Origin of the sequence: Brevibacillus antibioticus (genome assembly GCF_005217615.1) — a bacterium.
Taxonomy (GTDB): domain Bacteria; phylum Bacillota; class Bacilli; order Brevibacillales; family Brevibacillaceae; genus Brevibacillus; species Brevibacillus antibioticus.
This window is the reverse complement of the sequence record NZ_SZNK01000001.1, coordinates 4,080,721-4,096,226: the sequence shown is the minus strand read 5'-3', so window position 1 is coordinate 4,096,226 and position 15,506 is coordinate 4,080,721. Positions and strand designations below refer to the sequence as shown.

15 protein-coding genes are annotated in these 15,506 nt (G+C 36.0%); 13 read left to right on the top strand and 2 right to left on the bottom strand.

Annotated elements, in window-relative coordinates; genetic code table 11:
- The first annotated feature begins 306 nt into the window (after positions 1 to 306).
- Positions 307 to 1,017 carry an alpha/beta hydrolase gene (locus E8L90_RS19525; protein ID WP_137030897.1) on the top strand — a complete coding sequence of 237 codons (711 nt, stop codon included), beginning with the start codon at positions 307 to 309 and terminating at the stop codon, positions 1,015 to 1,017.
- Positions 1,018 to 1,550: 533 nt separating this feature from the next.
- Here the strand turns inward: E8L90_RS19525 and E8L90_RS31425 are convergent.
- Positions 1,551 to 1,712 carry a transposase gene (locus E8L90_RS31425; RefSeq protein ID WP_137030896.1) on the bottom strand — a complete coding sequence of 54 codons (162 nt, stop codon included), beginning with the start codon at positions 1,710 to 1,712 and terminating at the stop codon, positions 1,551 to 1,553.
- Positions 1,713 to 2,254: 542 nt separating this feature from the next.
- On the opposite strand from E8L90_RS31425, the gene E8L90_RS19515 reads away from it, so the two are divergent.
- The 12 genes from E8L90_RS19515 to E8L90_RS19465 all read left to right on the top strand — a co-directional run bounded on the left by E8L90_RS19515 (position 2,255) and on the right by E8L90_RS19465 (position 14,589).
- Positions 2,255 to 2,848 (top strand): RNA polymerase sigma factor, encoded by a 594-nt coding sequence (locus tag E8L90_RS19515; protein ID WP_137030895.1) that lies wholly within the window; start codon positions 2,255 to 2,257, stop codon positions 2,846 to 2,848.
- Positions 2,849 to 3,094: 246 nt separating this feature from the next.
- Positions 3,095 to 3,274 (top strand): hypothetical protein, encoded by a 180-nt coding sequence (locus tag E8L90_RS19510; protein ID WP_137030894.1) that lies wholly within the window; start codon positions 3,095 to 3,097, stop codon positions 3,272 to 3,274.
- Positions 3,275 to 3,455: 181 nt separating this feature from the next.
- Positions 3,456 to 4,754 carry a YcaO-like family protein gene (locus tag E8L90_RS19505; protein WP_137030893.1) on the top strand — a complete coding sequence of 433 codons (1,299 nt, stop codon included), beginning with the start codon at positions 3,456 to 3,458 and terminating at the stop codon, positions 4,752 to 4,754.
- A gap of 16 nt (positions 4,755 to 4,770) precedes the next feature.
- Positions 4,771 to 5,400, top strand: a complete 630-nt coding sequence (locus tag E8L90_RS19500; RefSeq protein ID WP_162309106.1) for a TOMM precursor leader peptide-binding protein — start codon at positions 4,771 to 4,773, stop codon at positions 5,398 to 5,400.
- A 3-nt stretch (positions 5,401 to 5,403) separates the two neighbouring features.
- Positions 5,404 to 7,056, top strand: a complete 1,653-nt coding sequence (locus E8L90_RS19495) for a SagB family peptide dehydrogenase (protein WP_137030891.1) — start codon at positions 5,404 to 5,406, stop codon at positions 7,054 to 7,056.
- Positions 7,046 to 7,702, top strand: coding sequence for a nitroreductase family protein (locus tag E8L90_RS19490; protein WP_137030890.1), 657 nt, complete (start codon positions 7,046 to 7,048; stop codon positions 7,700 to 7,702). Before E8L90_RS19495 ends, E8L90_RS19490 begins: the two co-directional genes overlap by 11 nt.
- Positions 7,703 to 7,822: 120 nt before the next feature.
- The gene (locus E8L90_RS29975) at positions 7,823 to 7,999 is read left to right on the top strand and encodes a hypothetical protein (RefSeq protein ID WP_162309105.1); all 177 of its coding nucleotides are present in this window, start codon (positions 7,823 to 7,825) and stop codon (positions 7,997 to 7,999) included.
- 26 nt (positions 8,000 to 8,025) lie between these two features.
- Positions 8,026 to 8,205 (top strand): hypothetical protein, encoded by a 180-nt coding sequence (locus E8L90_RS19485; protein ID WP_137030889.1) that lies wholly within the window; start codon positions 8,026 to 8,028, stop codon positions 8,203 to 8,205.
- Positions 8,206 to 8,325: 120 nt separating this feature from the next.
- A complete protein-coding gene (locus E8L90_RS19480; protein WP_137030888.1) occupies positions 8,326 to 9,492 on the top strand; it encodes a site-2 protease family protein in 1,167 nt (388 codons plus the stop codon).
- Positions 9,493 to 9,537: 45 nt separating this feature from the next.
- A complete protein-coding gene (locus E8L90_RS19475; RefSeq protein WP_137030887.1) occupies positions 9,538 to 12,039 on the top strand; it encodes a lantibiotic dehydratase family protein in 2,502 nt (833 codons plus the stop codon).
- Positions 12,040 to 12,065: 26 nt separating this feature from the next.
- Positions 12,066 to 12,938 (top strand): thiopeptide-type bacteriocin biosynthesis protein, encoded by an 873-nt coding sequence (locus E8L90_RS19470; protein WP_162309104.1) that lies wholly within the window; start codon positions 12,066 to 12,068, stop codon positions 12,936 to 12,938.
- A 1,051-nt stretch (positions 12,939 to 13,989) separates the two neighbouring features.
- Positions 13,990 to 14,589: a hypothetical protein gene (locus E8L90_RS19465; protein WP_137030885.1), complete on the top strand. Its 600-nt coding sequence runs from the start codon at positions 13,990 to 13,992 to the stop codon at positions 14,587 to 14,589.
- Positions 14,590 to 14,614: 25 nt separating this feature from the next.
- Here E8L90_RS19465 and E8L90_RS19460 read toward each other — a convergent pair whose 3' ends face one another.
- On the bottom strand, positions 14,615 to 15,190 hold the full coding sequence (locus E8L90_RS19460; RefSeq protein WP_137030884.1) for a lysozyme: 576 nt from the start codon (positions 15,188 to 15,190) through the stop codon (positions 14,615 to 14,617).
- Positions 15,191 to 15,506 lie beyond the last annotated feature (316 nt).

Sequence of the window (15,506 nt, the reverse complement as noted above, 5' to 3'; positions counted from 1 at the left end):
GGTTTTCTTGTAATTATTAAACGGAAGATCCTATTCGATTCAGGTCTAATATTGATGGAAAGAAGGGGCTAGCCGATTATAGGCTACGCCCCCTTTTTAAGTGGGTTTTGAAAGTCGCAACTAATTTCAATAGAACCGTCAACTTGAACTTTAATTCGATTAACGATCTTGTGAATCATGTCTCGAAGCAAGTTTTAATTCCAGAAAAAATATACATAGATATAATAATGCTTGATTCTTACAATGCGATATTTTGGTAATATGAGGAACGATAAATCATTTATATTTCATGGAGGATAGATTGTAATGATACGTAATCATTTTGAGATAGAAAATATTCCGGCAGTTTTGTGGGGTGACAAATCAGATAAGTTATTTGTGGTGGTGCATGGTAACATGTCAAATAAGGCAGACGACTCGATTATTGTATTTGCAGAAGAAGCAACAGCTGTAGGTTATCAAGTGCTTAGTTTTGATTTACCTCAACATGGTGAGCGTAAGGATGATACTTATCTTTGCAAAGTACAAAACTGTGTTCAAGACCTTAATACAATTATGACTTATGCAAAATCGTTATCAAATAATATAAGCATTTTTGCTTGTAGCATGGGAGCATATTTTAGCCTATTAGAATATAGCAATGAGCCGTTGAAGCAGTGTTTGTTTCTCTCTCCGGTGGTAAATATGGAACGTATCATAAATAATATGATGACATGGTTTAACGTAAGTGAGAGTAGACTAAAAATAGAGAAAGAAATTTCGACGCCTATTGGACAAACTCTCTATTGGGATTACTACTGTTATGTGAAAGAACATCCTATTGTTGCTTGGAATATTCCAACTTCAATTCTCTATGGTTCAGAAGATAACTTATGTGAGTTTGACGTTGTATCTGAATTTAATAAACGTTTTAACTGTAATTTGCAAGTAATGGAGAATGGAGAACACTATTTCCATACGGAGGAACAGTTGCGGTATTTCAGACAATGGCTGAAAAAACATATATACGTTGAATGATAATGAAGACTTTCATCGCACATGGCGTTCCATCAACGGATAAGAAAAAATGTTTTGCAATGGAGAAATATAACAGAGGCCAATCTATGTATTCTGTCAGCTAACGGCAGAGGAGAACACAACAAACGATTTGCCCATATGTCTTAGGTTCACAATCAATTGGTGATCAAAATGGTAAGTTGTGTATATGTACACAAGAATAATGCAAGACGTGGATGCGATTGGTCCTTTTTAATGGATGATAGACAGGAGCTACCTGCTATTTCATTATTAAGGATCTTTTTTATGCCCAGTTACACTAGTCACGGGAAACATGGAGAGCAGTGGAAATTTTGGTTGTGTTTATGCGATGCTAGTGCTTTATTGCGCAGTGAAGTATTGCATAAATATATATTTTATGGAAAAACATTGAAGTTATGGATAAAACACCATATAGTATATAGCGAGATAGTAATACTAGTGGTGGACAAGAGAATTCGGTGAGATGAGTGGGTAATGGCTCCAAACTGATCGCGATTCTCTTTGTCTTTTCTTCACCAAGAGTATCGACTGCTCTTTGTCCGTTGTTCTTTGCGTCTTGTCTCATCAACAGCGGTATTAACGATTTTCATGGCATGGAATTTGTCATAGGTGATTTCAACATTTGGAAAGTAGAGTTTAGCACCGGTGAGAAGCTTGGCGACATATTCATACATAACTTTGTTGTGTCATCCGGATGGTCGCATTTCTGCAGTAAATGACCCGTAAAATCCACTGATCTTTCCTTCCACTACGTATAACACCTTGCGAGTATCTAAGTCCAGAACCAGAGATACGTGATTGTTTCCTTTTGCCCATAGGTTTCATCTATAACAATGTGCTTCCTCAGTTTGTTACTTCTGCGCTTCCTCCACATAATGGTCGGCCATAAAGTTAAAGTGGCATCATGCTCTCTAAGTAGCCTAGAGACTTCTTCACTGGCATCTCTTTGGTGAGCAAACACCATAAAGGCTTAAAGGCTTCAAATACAACGAAAAACCGGATCGCAAGTTCAGCAGTTTTAGGTGTATTACAGCAATCGCAATCTACAAGCGGCAGGCTTACCGATTAACACCGGACTATACTTGAATTTTCAAGGATCCAAAATATTTCGTTTCCCTTCAACAAAGTGAGCCCCTTCCAAAATGCTACTACAATGATTGACCACAAATAGTCATGTTAGACATTACCAAATGAACGATTGGTGGTGAATAGTGTAATGACTTTAGAAGATGAAAAGTATGGAGCTTCCGTAAAAATGAATCAAATGTTAGCTCGTATATTTACTGAGCAACTGTTAGAGGAAGAATGGACAGAGCTTTATCAAGTGTTGTGGGCGAGATACTCGCCTATGATTACGAGGAGGCTTCGCGGTGAGGATGCTGTAAAAGAAGTGTTTCAGGATTGGATGATTGCTTTATATCAGTCAAGTAACAAGCAAATTCCAGATAATCCAGTGGGATATTCAGTGCAAATATTACTTAACAAGATTGTGCGATATATAAGGAAGCAGATTGAATATCGACAACATGAAGTCGAATTAGAGGCAGCAGCAACGAAATATGCAGAGGAAGAAGTCCGGGTTTTCGGTGATGTTGTAAACACATCAGTTATGGTATTTCGCCTTCACATGCAAGAGTCATTGAGTAAGTTATCTCAAACTGGACGCCAATACTTCGTATTGCATATTTACTGCGGATATACATGCAAGGAAATTGCTTGCATGTATGATGATACTTTTGCTGCTGTTACAAAGCGTATTCAACGTACAAAAAAAGAAATACTTGCAAGTTTTATCACTAGGTCCGATTAGTTTTATCTGAATTTTCAATACTTTAGTGGCTATGTGATTATGTGTTACGCTAGTGAATTTCTAAAAATAAAAAGGGGGTATTATAGAATATTTGGATTTTTTTAGAAAAATCTGTCCACTTACACCAATTTATTGACACATTATAGGTGAAAGGACAAAATCTAGTACAGTCTAATTGTTAGCTATGGTTGTGTGATAGAAATGAGACTAGCTAGCAATTGTGACCGGGAAAGGAGGATAAAGAAGATGACTGAAAAAAAAGCCATTCATATGGATTATGAGTTATTTGCGGAAGAATTGCCGGATATCGCCCAGTTTACAGTAACTGCTAATGGCGTAGAACCTTCAACGATGGGTTCAATATCAACTGGTGGCTGCTCATGTGCACCATCATCGATTTCATCATCATCTACACTTAGCTGGTAATTGATTTTGGTACCAGTCTTGCCATGCGTGCGGAAATGCATGGCAAGACTAGCATTTATTAATTGGATAAGTACAAAGGGAGCTTGGAATGATACATATGCTCATTGTTATAGGTACAGGGCTGATATTCAGGATAGTTAGTGATAAAACAATTAAATGGAATTTGGAGGTGAAGTAGCGAATGAAGGCATTGGAAGAGTTGTGTGGTATCGGTAGATTAATGTCTGTTCCCCAAAAAGTGTTACATTCTCATGGGGATCCAAAATTCCCCACATATTCATCAGTTCTTGGAGATTTAAATGCAATTGCATTGCTGAGTGGTAATAATTTTGGCAATAAGATGGAGATTTCAGGTGCAGGAGGAGATGTTGACGATGAGATGGCCCGCACAAAATGCATAGCAGAAACATTAGAACGATATTGTTCATGTGTTTATGATGAACGTCAATTCATAATAGCATCGCCAAGGGAACTAGGTAATGAAGCGCTTGATTTACGAAACATTCCTATGTGCTCAGAATTAGAATTAGATCATCCGCGTTGTCCTATAAGAAGACCACCTTTATATAATGAAAAAATAAGATGGGTACGTGGAATTTCATTAACTAACAAACGCTTGGTTTGGATTCCAGCTATCATGGTCTACTTATTCATTCCATATAAAAGTGACGCAGAGCGTTTTTGGCTACCAATTTCAACAGGTTGTGCTACTCATGTATCCTATGAAAAAGCTCTTATTAATGGCATCTTAGAAGTTATTGAGCGTGATGCTATTGCGTTAACATGGTTACATCAGTTGCCTTTACCTAAGCTTCAGTTTAATGAAAATATAACGGAAGAGGTTCAACGTTATAGTCAGAAAAATGAGCAATTTTTCTATGCTAACAATTACTATTTTAATGCTACAACGGATTTAGGTATACCGACGATTTATTCAGTGCAACGCACCAAACATAACAAACAACTTGCTAATATGGTTATGTGTACAACCGAGCTTAATCCGGAAGTAGCATTAACAAAAATCATGAGAGAAGGAGCTTCTTGTCGAGCTGCTTTACAAAATAAGCAACCACCTGCCAAAGAAGTGGACGAGTTCATTAATGTGTTTGATGGCGCGACTTATATGGGATTACCAGAACGTAGCCAAGCGTTTGATTTTTTGGTTGAGTCTGCGGAAACGTCTGAATATTCTGTTATGAAAAATTTGGAGACAGGCAGTGACCAGTTGGATTTACAATTCTTAATTAAACATTTGGAAAGTAGGGGTCACGAAGTTTTTGCGGTTGATCTCTCAACAGATGAATCAGAACGCGCAGGGATGAAAGCAGTGCGTGTGATTATCCCCACTTTACAACCGCTTTCTTTTTCACATCGTGCAAGATTTCTTGGTACGAAACGTCTGTATGAAGCTGTTGAAAAAATGGGATATGGATTGCGAACGGAGGCGCAAATTACAACTTATCCTCAACCATTTGCATAGGAAGGAGAAGGGACTAATGTGGCAGATTTTTTCGATTGGTAAATTCGGATATGCAGTCTCTGATTTTCTGAATCATTCAGAAATTCAATCAAATCACGCGGTCCTGAAAAATGAATACGAGCTTTTCATTCCCTCTAATTTATCAGGTGTTTTATTCATTGCTAATTATCAAAGCATCTCATTATTGCGCCAACTAGATGTAGAGGTGCATAAGCAGAATATTCCATTCATACCTGTTGTACTGGATAGTCCCTTGTTAGTAGTTGGACCAGTAATCATACCAGGTAATGAGGGATGTTATCATTGCTATCATCAGCGTATGATGCAACATCATCCAAATGCAGAACTTACCCGTAGTGTACAGCAGTATTATAACGATCAGCAAATAGCAGGAGTACAAGGTTATCACCCAGCTGATGTTGTATTAATTGGAAGTTTATTAAAAAGGATTATTGAATGTCCAGAATCATATCAGGGTAAATTTTTTCTATTAAATGAAGTGACGAGAGAAATGAAAAATAGTTGCGTTACTGGAGTACATAGTTGTCCACGTTGTGGATTACAACGTGATGAAGCAACAAGAGGGTATCTTGATTTAGCACAACATTTTAGAATTCAGAATGGGCTAATAGCTGAGGAGGTGTGACTAATGGCTCAGGTTATGCATGCTAGCGAGATGGGAAGAGTAGTCTCAACGGATTTGCAATTTCAATTTCCTAATTGCCCACAAGTATCGGATTGCGTTGTGGCTATTCCGATAAAGGAGCAAGGTCTATATTTTGAAGGTACTGCAGAAAAACAACTAATACGTGGAAAAGCTAGTGAAACATTTTTACCCAAATTGTTGGAACAGTTAGATGGCAAACGTACATTTTCTCAAATTTGCGAGTCGTTACCTGATTATTCGCAACATTTCATTTATAATGCATTAGCACTACTTTATATGAGAGGATTACTGTTTGATGGTACAGATGATATAGAGCATCAAGATGATCCGTACTTACAGTTTATACAAAGACATCTTGACCATACACGAGTAAACAGTAGTATACGAGACTGTATTCACCGTATGCAGGAAAAAACAGTATGCTTATATTCAGATGTAAGTTCAGATATGAATCGCAAACAACTAGCAGAATTGCTTACATTGTATCCAATCCCCTTACGAATGTGTTCAGAATTACCAGAGTTATTATTAGTAGATAGACCTATTGCGGTTTATATTCAGAATGAGTATACGACTCGTGACGAGTTGTTATCATTCGGTAGATTTTGCTATAAGCATGGTGTTCCATGGTTGCTGATAACGATTTCTAAGGAAACAGTGTATCTAGGGCCTCATTTTGAAAATTACGAGACGTTGTGTGTGGAATGTTTTGATCAACAATGGCCTATAGCTAATATGGATGATGGGTCTGTAAACATGTCACTAGAAGCTATGCAAATGGCGATGTCAAGTGTAGCCATTGACATTATAAATTGGAGAAGTCGCTTAACTTCCACATCTTTTTTGCGTGGGGTTCAGTCATTTCATACTACTAGTATGGAACAAGGATATATTGAGATGATGAAGGTACCTACATGTAACTTATGTGGAAGTCAAAGTACAGCGAGTAATGAGCAGCTTTTAGTAGCACGTTTTGAGGATCATATTGCATTTTCTTCAAAACATCATTTAAATCCGAAGGATCATCAGAATCATTACAAGCCAGTTAATCTTGAATTGGCGACATTATCTACGTCCTATCCAAGTGCACAGAAGATTAACTTGGATAACTGTGAAGAGGATTCGTTGCTGAAAAAATGGAGTGAAGTATGGCGATATATGGCTGGTTGGAAACACCAACAGATAAATAATCGTCCTAAACGGTGGTCTCCAACTGGTGGAAATTTAGGTTCAGTAGATTTGTATATTGTCAATAATTCTATTCCTAATCTAAAAAAAGGAGTCTACTTGTACGATCCGAAGAATCATGGACTGGAATGTTTAGGTGATGATGATATGGTGACGCAACTCATATCATGCTTGCCACATAACGAACATGCATGTGGATATATTATACAAGTTGGGTTATATGGGAAAGTAGCATCTAAGTATCATCAGTTTGCATACAAGATTATTCATCTTGATGCCGGAGTAGCATTTACTCAAGGTAGATATACTGCGTATCATACTGGATTGAAGTTAGATGTAGCTAACCAATGGTCAAAACAGGCAATTAGTAGGATTCTTCATCTAGATAATTTATATGAACATCCTACTTTTGTTTCCGTGATGGGGGGTGGGTATCGTGAACCCTAATAATATCGTACAAGAATTAATAAAAGAAGAATGTTTCAATGTATGGAACAATTCATCTGGCGATAATAGTAATTTTGATACATTTGGCTCTATGAGAAGTTGGAGGAAAGTTCTTGATGAACGAGAGTCATTTAGCTTTTTTGATAAAGAAAAGGATGTTGAATATGACGACTTAGTTCAGATGCTAATTAATAATGAAAAATTTATAGAACAAATTGCAGGCACGTCTTTGCTTGAGCAGTACTTACTGATTAATCGCGTCAATATGCACAATGATGAAGCATTCTCATCGCGAAAAGTATATCGGTATTCTTATCCACAAAATGATATTCAAGAAGTTGCTGATATTCCTCAACATTTTACACAAGAACAACTCATGTTGCAGAAAGAATTTGCTAATGCTGCTGTTGTCGTATTTTTTGTTGGGAAAATAGCTGATCGAACCGCTACCTGCGGTGTGACTGGTTATACAAACTTATTAACAATCGCGGGCATGGTTGCTCATAATATGTGGTTGCATTCGCTTAGCCGTGGTTATGAAGGGACAGTATTCGCAGGATTATTGCCAAGAACATTAAGGATGTTTACCGATATTGATGGATTTACAAAAGCACAGATGTTTGCTTATTGTTTCGGTAAGCGGTAGTAAGTTGAAGTTCATATAGCTTTAAGACTTATTAAATTTGTAGACCCACCCATTACGGGTATCATTATAATCGTTTTTTGCAGATATGAGGGTCAATCTGAAGAAAGGAGGGTGAGTGTATTGCAGGAGAAATATGTTAAAACAATGAATGAAGAGTTGGAACTCTATTCTGAAGAATTATCTTCAGAAATGAATTACTCTCTTGTTGGTCCTAATGCTTGCTGGGGTACTCTGGCTTGCTTTGGAACAGCAGGCACTACTTTTGGAACAGGATCGACCGGCGGTTGCGCCGGCTAGTAAACTTATTTTAGGAGGAGCTAGAAATGATTATCGATAATGAAAAAAATCTTCAGATGGAATTGTACGCTGAAGAGTTAAAAGATGAGTTGAACTATACAATATCAGGAGCCGTATATCCACAGGCTTGCGCAGCTTGCTTTGGAACATATGCAAGTTTTGGAGGTTGTTTTGGCACTGTAGGGTCTTTTGGTACTGCTGGATAATCATTATCTAGTTTATTGAAGTAGTTGCATTGAATTTAGAACATTGGCTTAGCTAGATAATAATCAGTTGAATCAATGTTCTAAATTCTTTTACATTTCTTATAATGGGAGTTGAAGAAGTTGAGTAGCGCAAGAGGACTATCTGAGGGAAATATTGCAATGGCAAACAATCAACAAGCTGATATATCAGATATGCTCTCTTGGGATATATCTCTTGCTCCAGATATAGATATTTATGAGGTGGATGAGGAGTTCATCGTCTATCAAGCAACCACAAAGAAGTACTATAAAATTGGAAAGTTTTCGAAGGTTATTTTGGATAAAATTCACGAGAGCTCTATTATTAGAATAGAGGAGATTATAATATTTGCTTGTTCTCAACAGCAAATAATATCTAGTGAGACCAAACAACTTGTTATCCGTTTTTTACTTCATATGTTAACTTGTCAAGTGATTATTCGTGACAATATGTTAGATCCATCTAACAAAGCTAATGAACATATAAATCTTAAATCGATTAAACAAATAAGACCTAAGCCATTTTTGAAACTCATTCAATTACGCTCTTTCCCTCAAATACTTCTAATATTCAGTAAGTTAATCCCGAATCTATCATATAATATGTGGAAGATATTATTTATTGCTATTCCAATGTTTTCATTGTGTATCGCAATAATTACTATGCTACGATATTCATCGTCGTTTACAATTTCTAATATTTGGTATTGGCTAATTCCATTAATGTTTGTACAAATTATGATTCATGAAATTTTTCATGCAGTATGTTCATTGCGTTTAGGAGGTAAAATTCGAAGTATAGGGTTTGGTTTACTATACTATATAATTCCTGTTGGTTATATTGATTTAACAGATAATTATTTGCTTGGAAGAAAAAAAAGAGCTGTCATAGCATTAGCAGGACCAATGCTTGATAGCTTGGCTATATTGTTGACAGTAAGTTGCATATGGCTAATCCCTAGCATAAGTGATATACTTCATACTTTTTTAATGCTACAGTTTAGCATCTTTATTTTTAACTGCAACTTGTTGTTACCAAGTGATGGATTGAAATTTGTGGAAAATTGGTTTAACGTTGTTCATTTGCGAAAGCATAGTTTTGAAATACTGAAGCATAGTGTGCTACGTCAGCCTCCACCTGTATATTTGTCAAGGTTCTCCTTAAAAAAAAGACGTCTATACATAATGTATAGTATTACAGCTACTTTATATATTCTCTTTTTCATTACCTTCGTATTGTTCTCATATTGGAGAGTATTTGTAGTGTGAATTTTAATATTGTTATGTTAAAGATGACAATTTCAGGAGGTTACTATGCAGGAGGTTACTACGCAAGCAGAATTAACAGTTATATCGGCTGAGTTCAATTTAGCAAGGATAAACGTGTTACCTCTTAGCCGATTAAGTGGATTAGTACTAGAGAACAGTCAGCAAATAATAACACAATTACGTATTTTAGAGCAACAATTAGAGGATTTACAAGATGCGGTGTTAGCAGCATTACATCAATCTATTCCAGTATTGGGGGAACAGAGGCGACTTGTTCGTTATGTACTGAAACTACAAAGGAATATCTTTAATAAACGTTATTTTCTAATAGATCCTGATAGTATCGAAGAGATTTATCCTATCTTAAGCAAGGAAGACGTAATTAGTTTAAATAGGTGGAAAATATATCTTAAAGATTGGCAACTAAATCATCATGAATTGCTTCAGGTACTTAGTTCAGAGAAGCAGCGAATTGCTGATAATTTCACTGATTGGTTAATGAGTAATGATGTGCACCTAGGAGAAATGTTGCAAGGATTAGCGTTAGCAAGTCCCGAAATGTTAAAAGCAGTATTAGATAAGAGGATACCATGGAATAAGCCAGCTCATAAAGCAATGAGAGCGTTCTATCGTTATTTACAACGTACAGTTGTGAAGACAAGTCCATTTAGCACATTTACACAGGTAGGTCATGCAATTTGGGAGCCATCTTCTGAAGACATAAATAGTTTAATGAAGAATCAAATTAACAGAGATCAAAATGATAACCCCCGTACTAATATCTATCTCAATCGGGCAGTCATTTATCATATTATTGCTGCTCTAGCTAATAACAAATCATGGAGGAATAGTTTTAACTACAACTTGTCTGAACAGGCAGAAGGTGAAGATGGTGTTATTAGATTTGCGGTTAAATCTAAGTATTCAAATGGATTTTATTGGAGTAATGTTGAACCATTTGTACAAAATAAAATGCTAAAAAGGCTTGATAGCTTGCAACATCGTACATTTTCATATGAATTATTCTTGGAACATATTAACCATAGTTTGTATCTGCAAAAGTTGTGCGAAACATTGCAGTTGCTTCGTCCAATACCTCCTGTTTATGGTGAAGGAGCTTCTTTTTTTGAGCAATTTGCCGAATGGGTATGTACTCACAGAAGAGAAAACTGGTATGAACTAGAATTATTATTAAGAAAAGTGGCTGAACATTTACATAGCCTTGAGTTGAATTCCTGTGCACAAGTTAGGATAAATCATATTTTTCAACTACGAAATGATTTAATTTCAATATTTAGGTTATTAGAGTGTGCTGCTCCAAATTGGCTAGTAAAAGCAGCATTGATTTATGAAGAAGTGCGCACGAGTATGCCAATTTCTCCATTAAAACAAGAGATTCAAAATGAGCTAGTCCAACTAACATCACACATTAAACCGTTTTTTGAATTTCATGGTGAATATGGTATGCTAATTGATTTATTTAAGAGTAAATATACTCCGTATGCAAAAGTACCATTACTTGATTTTTTAAGTTCGATTGCATGTGATGAACAACTAATGTCTAGTTTTCAACGTATGATGCAATCTGGAGAGGTTGTCTTACCTCGCACGGGTAAGTGTGTTCCACCTGCTGTAGTGATGTATTATTATCAAACATTACCTGGAAGTTCCATAGGGTTACAAGATGATGGATATGGATTAGTGATTAATAAAGTTGCAGGAACAATTGGTAGCATAGTTTCTCGCTTTACCAAGGTACTAGGTAGTGATTATCAAGCCGCAATTAAAGATTGGATAAAACAGTGTTTTCCTGAAGCAGCTCCTATCGAACTTGCTATTGGTGGAGATTGGTCTTCTTTGCAAGGCTATAATGGCATTGCAGAATATTATTGTACTGGCATTGGGGAAATTTCTGATCCAATAGCTACACATGTATTAGAAGAGATAAGTTTAAGGCTGGATAAAAGTGGGGAAGTATTTGAATTTGTTGATAGGGAAGAGAGAGTAGTTGCACCTGTTTATGTAGGATCTGTACCAGCATATTTTAAGCAAGGGATAATGAGATTACTTCTTATCATGATTAATCCGTGGAAAGTTAATACTCCCTACGGTAATAATCCACAGCCTTGGAAAACATTCGATTTAAAAAAGGGCATACAACATACGTCACGACATATGTTTGGAAGAGTTGTTTTAAGTCGTGAGCAGTGGATTATCAGTGTGACAGATATCCCTAGATTCCCCAATCATTTATCAGATATGGATCTTTTATTGAGTATAGACAAATGGATTACGGAAAATCAGTTGCCAGAGGAAGTGTTTGTAACATGCATTGGAGCCAGTGGTCATCCAGAAGGAAAGCCTATTTGGATACATTTTAAAAATTTGTATAGTGTTGAGTTTTTTAGAAGTTTATTAAGTGATGAATCTGTACACGGATTGTGGATTCAAGAAGCTTTACCTAATTTGTCGGAGCATCAGTTTAAAGATGAAAATGGGAATCGATTTGCATCAGAGTGGATGAGCTTGGTACACATTCATGATTAATGATTATATTTAAGGAGAAGATCAAAATGCATGAATGGTTGTATTATAAGATATATAGCGAGAGAAATAATCACTTTGATGTGATGATAAAGGAGATTGTAGCACCAGCATGTAATCTACTTGTGCAGCATAAAATTCATCCAGCTAAATGGTTTTTTATCCGCTATGTTGATTATACTGGTTATCATTTGAGGGTGCGATTTAAAATCTCTACCCAAGGTTTAGATCAAGCAACAAAGGTATTAGAGAGCTATTTTTCAGAAATGATACCATGTGTGCTAAAAATGGATGTGGTGCCGCCTAGGTCATTAATTCCTGTTCAACAAGATCATAATAAAAAGAATGCTGAAAGTCCAGGAACAATTGAGTTAGCTGTTTATGAACCTGAAATTTCGAAATATGGCGGCAGTGAAGGAGTTTCAAAAGCAGAACCCATTTTTCAGCAGTCTAGCGAACTGGTGGTAAATTCGATAGAAGATATTATAGTTGGCCAGATAGATCGTTATTTGCTAGGGTTGGCAATTATGAAGTTAAAGCTTGATACATTATTTCTGCATGATGAGAAAGAAGAACTTCTATTTTTGCAGCACTATTTATTTTATTGGACAGGTGCGAAGTATTCTGCTAGTGGACAACAGTTAGCTAAAAAGTTTCTAGAATTAACTATTAAAAAAGTAAAAGCAATTGAGAGTGATATGACTGAATTGCTACCAATCGTAAATCGCACATATATATCCCTAGTAGCTTCCACAATTGAGCAGGTGTTGAAGATATCACATAAATCAAAAGTGGAGCTATTATTTCATTATATACATATGATGAATAATAGATTAGGAATAACTCCTCTAGAAGAAGCATATTTGGCAGCTATTTTGATTAATATGAAAATAGACAAGTAGGATTAGCAAATGTTTTTGACGAGCATTGGTGCAGGAAATAAAAAGCTACTTTGTGTGAAATGAAGCATCGTAGGTGGTCAACTCGAATCCACCAAGATTAACCGGGCAACTACTAAAGCAAGGAAAAAGGATTACGAAGTTGCTATTCCAATGTTAAGAAATTATATGGATGAACTTCACATTAGGGCGTTTGGATGAGGGCATGGAAAGCTATGTTAACAGCTTAAAAGTTTAAAAGCGTTGTTGCTGACCCCGGACATTAATTAGGTGCCATATTCCTATAGAAAAGTGAACTCCTTTTGTACCTTGATTAAAATAATCAGGGTGCTTTTTGTTTTAATCTTGTTGAGTCCTAACTTAATTATAAGTACGAAGTGTGCCTCTGTTGCATCAAATTACTTAGCGAATACTGTCCATTAGAAGCTTGCCTATTTGCTTACACCACACATGTGGAGTGCTGTAGACTGTTAGTACGGAAAAATTAAAGCAAGATGCATGGGTGTCTAGACCCTTCCTAAATGCGGAAGATACGGATATAACCCTCGTTTGCTCGGTGAGAATTTTTTATATTCCTTTTTGCGACAAAAATTGCTTGAAAAATATAACCTAATTCCCCTACGCTCGCCTCGTAACAAAGGTTAACAAAGATACACATAGCCTTCGCTAATGCGAGGGCCTTTTTTGTGTGCTTGCGTAAGCAGTAGCGAATTAATGCGAAGGAATAGCAGAGACGGAGCTTGAGAACCCAAAAATATTTAGGAAAACAAAATTGGAACTTTATGGTATCCCGATACGTCATAACAGGTGAATATAATAAACGTAGTGAGCCGATAGTGCTCAAACGATTATCAAAGGATGTTTAGCTATCGGTGTTCCATGGTCCAGAAAGGGAACTGTTGGGATAACGCTCCAATGGTTAGCTTTTGGGCAAAGCCAAGCAATAATGGATTAATGGTAAGCTTTTCAAAATACGTAAATGAAGTGCGTACGGCAGTGATTTGGCATATTGAATCCTACTACCACCTCAAAAAAATAAAAAAGAGTGTGAAATATGAAAAAAATATTATTGGCTTGTATCACGATCATGTTGATGCTAGCATCGGCTTGTGGAAATGTTGAAATGACATCGAATCCAAATAATTCTAGTGAGCCTAAACCTGAAACGGATGAGTCTATTATTCCAGAAAACACATCCGAATATTGTACTGTAGAACGTATAAATTTGGATAGTGAGACTGAAAAATATTTCTATGGAACTTGGAAAGTTGAGAAGCTTTTAGGATTTGCAAATTCATATAATGATGCTTCTGAATATCCAACAGGGCAAAAATTTATTGGAGATGAACTTATAATCAAAAAAGACTTTTTTTCATCAAAAGGACTAAAAAACTATAAGAAATATCAATATGAACTAAAAAATCCATTATATGAGATTTCAGCGACATGCGATAACTCTCTCGCTTTTTATAGATTATATAAAATTGATATCCCAGACTTAAATGAAAATGATGTTGTAAAAGTAATAGATATAAGCGACCCTTCTACAAAAATGCTCATACCTGTAGGTTTAAGTTTTTTTGTTGTTAATAACGATAGGCTTATCTTGCTATCAGAGGCAACTATTTTTGAGCTTAAAAAAATTACTGATTAAATGTTACTGATTAAATGAATGAAGCTTATGTATATGGCATGCCTTTACAAAATAAAGTTACTTCTTCATTTCTTCTTGTTTTCAAATTTTTATCATATGAAAATGCTTTGCTGACTAATTTTGAACAATTATCACTTTGAGCTGATGTAATTGGGCCAATAAAAGGATATATCAACGCATGGGCAAGCATAGCTTCTACATCTGGGGTTTTTAGCACCCCAGGACCTGCATTAAAAGCGAGCGAAACAAGTGCATCAAACTGAGATTGTGTAAATTGACAACCTGTAGGAAGTTCTAAATCATTTACTGCCTTTACAGCCTTTGCAGTATCACTAGTAAAAAAAGAATCTGCCTTAGACTGAGAAATTGGTGAAGTATAACCTAGTTTTAAAGAGTTTGATAGAGCATCAGCTTGTGCTTGGGATAGAAGAGAATCATTTGGATTACCTGTTGTATTTTTAGTATATGTTTTAGTGTCTGTAATCAAATGTCCCCATCCAACTGTTGGATACCCTTTAGGATCTCCATAAAATTTCAAGGAAAATCCCTCATGTTTTTTGATAAGGTTTGCTCCATCTGTGCCTAAAGAAAATTTTGACATAATAAAACTCCTTTGTATTGTTATTAGCGACTATTTTGAGCGCTCAACTCATCGCCTTCACCCTTGTAGGTAAAAAAACAAAGTAAAATACAACCAGCTCTTAGAAGTTTTTTTTGCTTTTTGAAAAAAGCCTTACGCTTGCTTGAATTGTTTAAAAAGTGAATCAATCACTCGAAAGTCTTTGCACTCAAACGAACGAATTTTTAACAGATAAAAATCTATAATTTTTAGGGATCAAAGAACAACAAAAAAGAAAAATCCGATACAAGATCGGATTCCTCAGCACACGCGATGAGCTGTTTTTGATATGACCATG